We start from the raw sequence: 3821 nt of genomic DNA on the forward strand, positions 1-3821 counted from the left end.
GCTTCTCGCGCGTGTGGCATTGAAGGAGCCATTGGCACCCACACCATGAGGAAGACCTTCGGCTATCATTTTTACCAGCAAACGAAGGACGTGGCGATGTTGCAGCAGATTTTCGGTCATTCGTCTCCATCGATTACTTTGCGGTATATTGGTATTGATGATGAAATGATTGATCAAGCGCTAGAAAAGTTTTCTTTATGATATTTTTACTGATCGCATAAAACCCATAAATCTTTCACTGTAACTTGATGGAGGTAACATAATGGAATTTGATAAAAATACTTTAGAGAAGATTTTGGCTGCTGCTCAAAAATCGGTTTTTACTTATAAAGATTTTTTGGGTTTGGTTGATGACTTTAAAAATCAACATGATGTATTTAAACCGGGTGTAAAGCAAGTCTTAGAATTTTTATTAACCAGTAATATAATTAATAAAGTTGAATTAACCTTTCCGCACAAAAAAATCACTCGTTATACTTACGGAGATGTTTCTAAACTACAAGTAATATCGAGTCTTTTTTCAAAGGGATATTTAAGTCATTACTCTGCTCTGATATTTCATGAACTTGTTAAGCTTTCCGAATCGGATTCTATATATGTTAATAAGGAACAGAGCCCTAAACCTAAAAATAAAGGAGTTTTACAACAAGCAAATATTGATAAAGCTTTTTTAAAAAGTATGAGAACGTCAAATTATTTTGCTAATTATGGAGAACACAAGGTTTATCTTCTTAGTGGGAAATTTTCTAGAAACCTTGGAGTAATAGAAGTCAATGATGTCAGAGTAACAGATTTAGAAAGAACACTTATAGATATCACTGTACGACCGGTTTATGGTGGTGGTGTTAGGCAAGTTTTAGAAGCGTATAAAAAATCTAAAGGGAGGGTATCTGTAGAAAAGATTAAGTTTTATTTAACACAGCTGGAATATACTTATCCATATCATCAAGCTATTGGGTTTTACTTAGAGAATTCAGGGTTTTCGGAAAGTGAGGTTGAGATAATGAGGAATTTCCCTATCAATTTTGACTTTTATATTTGCTATGGTAGTAATCAGAATAATTATTCCGAAAACTGGAAGTTGTTTTATCCTGAATTACACTAGATAAAGGTAGTATATATACTACCTTTATTTTGTGTTCGCAGTTAATTCCCAATGGAGGTATATATACCTCCATTGGGAATTAACTGCGAACAAGAAAAAAGGACAACTCTAACTAGAGTTGTCCTTTCCCTTTTGTAAAAGAATAGCTTCGCAGTTCTTTTACCTCATAAAAGAGAATAGCTTCGCAGTTCTCTTTATAAATACGCTGGAGGAATAGCTTCGCAGTTCCTCAATATAATTATTCCACACTTCAAAAAAAATACACGTTAAAGTAAGAAGATTAGCTTCGCAGTTCTTCTTTTTCAGGTCAGAGAATAGCTTCGCAGTTCTCTGAAATAAGTTCATTGCAAATTATCTGATTTGCACTTTGCTTTATTATAATACGCTTTTTTTATTTAACCGTCAATGATAAGGGCAAGACTACGTCTTGTTAGTACGCAACTTTTTGTTGTTAAAATATGCTATACATTTTATAATATTAGTGAAAAGACGTGGGAAGGGATAGAAATTATGGATTTTGATAAGCTTCCAAATTACCGAAGGGCGGAAATTTATAGGGAAAATTACGGCAAGTGGAAAAGAAATTCCCTTGTTCATATAGGTTTTTTTCCTGTGTTCCAGCCATTGAAGGAAGAATTTCTTCTTAAAAAACTCTCAGGAAATGCCCTAAAACTATACTTGTATTTGGGATTAAACTCGGGGAACACAACTGGAGAAACATGGACGAGTATTGATACGATTGCAAAATACTTTGACAAATCTCCACGAGCTATTAGTAATTGGATTAAAGAGCTTGAAGATCATCAGCTTATAATACGTATGCAACTTGCTCCCAATGAAGCTGCCCATACTTTTTTGAAACCTTATGGAACTAAAATGCTTTATGATAAAATTTTCACAGACAAAGCAACCGAAATGACGTTTGATCTTTTTGATGATAATTCAGGTTAATTAATGATGCTGTGAAAGGGAATAAAGGAGACAGTGTATGGATTCATATATTTTATTTTTAGATGAAATTTTGCCCTCAGGAAACCTAAAATATTTCTGTTTAGCCGGCTATGTGGTAGAGCAAGAATTATATGCCAAGGAGATTATCCCGGAGATAAACGAGCTTAAGCAAGAGCTCTTTGGTAATACAACAGTTATTTTGCATGAAGCTGAAATCCACCGCCCCGAGAGAGACACTCCTTATGAGATATTTAAGCAGGCTAAGTTTCGTAATTTGTATTGGGATAGGATAAAGGAGATATTTAAGAAGTATAACCTTTACATCCTTAGCGCATCTATACATGAAAAAGATTTAAAACACCTTTATCCAGGAATGCGTGATAAATACTTTATTTGTTTGCAAATTATTTTAGAAAATTACGTAAATTTCCTTGAAAGGCATAATGGAACTGGTAACATTACAATTGAATCTAGAAACCAAAGCCAAAATGAACAGTTGCAAGGTCACTTTTATAATCTTAAAGCTACAGGAACACTTTTTTATGAGCCGAAGATGTTGCAAAAACATCTGGGGACGATTAGCTTTCCATTAAAGGCAGAAAACAATGTGGGCTTGCAATTGGCGGATATGATCCCTAATTCTTTGAATAGAGATTTGAGTAATGCTAAACAAAGGACTAAAGGTTTGATTGATATAATAAATAGCAATGCTTATGATGGCCTTATTGATGAAAAACAGAGATTCGGTATTAAAGTAATACCTAGAATAAGCAATCCGAAATAGAGAAAAGCTGAAAGTCTGAAAGTCTGTTTATTTTCAGAGCTCTTGTAGAAGACAGGGAATTTTGATATAAATAAAGACAAATATTAGTACGGAAAATAAAAAAGGCAAAAGCGCGTTATAGTGTGGCGCCAACCACCTATAACCGTCCACCGTGAATTGGGCACGGTAAACACTTGCTTTCACCTTTATTACTTTATTTATGCCTGTATCTTACGATAAATAAACGTAAATTTCAAGGGGAAAAGTCGATCTTTTACAGAAAGATAAAAGACGTGTTTACCGGTTTCTACGGTAAATACGTCTTTTTTGTTTTTTCTCTAAAGGAGACGAAACCCATGACAGTAAGCAGAATGTTATCCAATGAAGAATTTAAACAAATGATGAGCTACAAGCCCTCTGCTAAGAACCAAAAAGAACAACAATCCATGAAATTAAAGTTATTGAAAGTCGTAGAAGAGGTGTATGGCGACGCCTATTATCGATTAAAGAAAGAAACACGCGAGGCTATTGACATGATGTGCTGGCTGTCTTCAGAGCGCGGCTTTTTCTTTGCCAAAGATGCCTATTTAGCCGATCGACACGATCTATCGGACCGAACCATCCGGAACGTAGCCAAGAAGCTGCGCGAACATGGCGTGCTGTTTACCGTGTACCGGAGATCCACGAAGCAAAATGGACGGAGCGCCCCAGTCCATTTATTTGTGGACCACCCGTATTTTTCATACTGGGAAGAGCTGCTAAATTTAAGTGATTTCCAAACAGATTTCCAAACAGAAAACGCTGAAACCCCTTGTGGTTCTAAGGACGAAGGGACAAAAAAAATCCCTACCTATTCTTTACCATTAAAAAAATCTTTTAATAAATACATACGTAAGGACGAAAGCGTTTTAGATGACTCGTTTACCCCTTCTCATATTCCAAAGAACTTTGTATTAACCGTGAAACCGTTCTTTGGACAAGCCAAAGAGATTTATAAGCTAT

General features: G+C 35.3%; 5 protein-coding genes. All 5 read left to right on the forward strand.

The annotated features are described in order from the left end of the window. The coding region (locus B1A98_RS19770; protein ID WP_158286050.1) for a tyrosine-type recombinase/integrase at positions 1 to 201 on the forward strand (201 nt) is incomplete at its 5' end. A 61-nt stretch (positions 202 to 262) separates the two neighbouring features. Further along, a complete protein-coding gene (locus tag B1A98_RS19775; protein WP_063384375.1) occupies positions 263 to 1105 on the forward strand; it encodes a type IV toxin-antitoxin system AbiEi family antitoxin domain-containing protein in 843 nt (280 codons plus the stop codon). Positions 1106 to 1615: 510 nt separating this feature from the next. Then, the gene (locus tag B1A98_RS19780) at positions 1616 to 2056 is read left to right on the forward strand and encodes a helix-turn-helix domain-containing protein (RefSeq protein ID WP_063384376.1); all 441 of its coding nucleotides are present in this window, start codon (positions 1616 to 1618) and stop codon (positions 2054 to 2056) included. A gap of 37 nt (positions 2057 to 2093) precedes the next feature. Further along, positions 2094 to 2840 (forward strand): DUF3800 domain-containing protein, encoded by a 747-nt coding sequence (locus B1A98_RS19785; protein WP_063384377.1) that lies wholly within the window; start codon positions 2094 to 2096, stop codon positions 2838 to 2840. Between the two features lie 335 nt (positions 2841 to 3175). After that, positions 3176 to 3821 (forward strand): transcriptional regulator (locus tag B1A98_RS19790; protein ID WP_087903801.1); only part of this gene is annotated, 646 nt, incomplete at its 3' end.

The sequence above is a fragment of the Pseudobacillus badius genome (assembly GCF_002189605.1).
GTDB classification, from domain to species: Bacteria; Bacillota; Bacilli; order Bacillales; family Domibacillaceae; genus Pseudobacillus; species Pseudobacillus badius.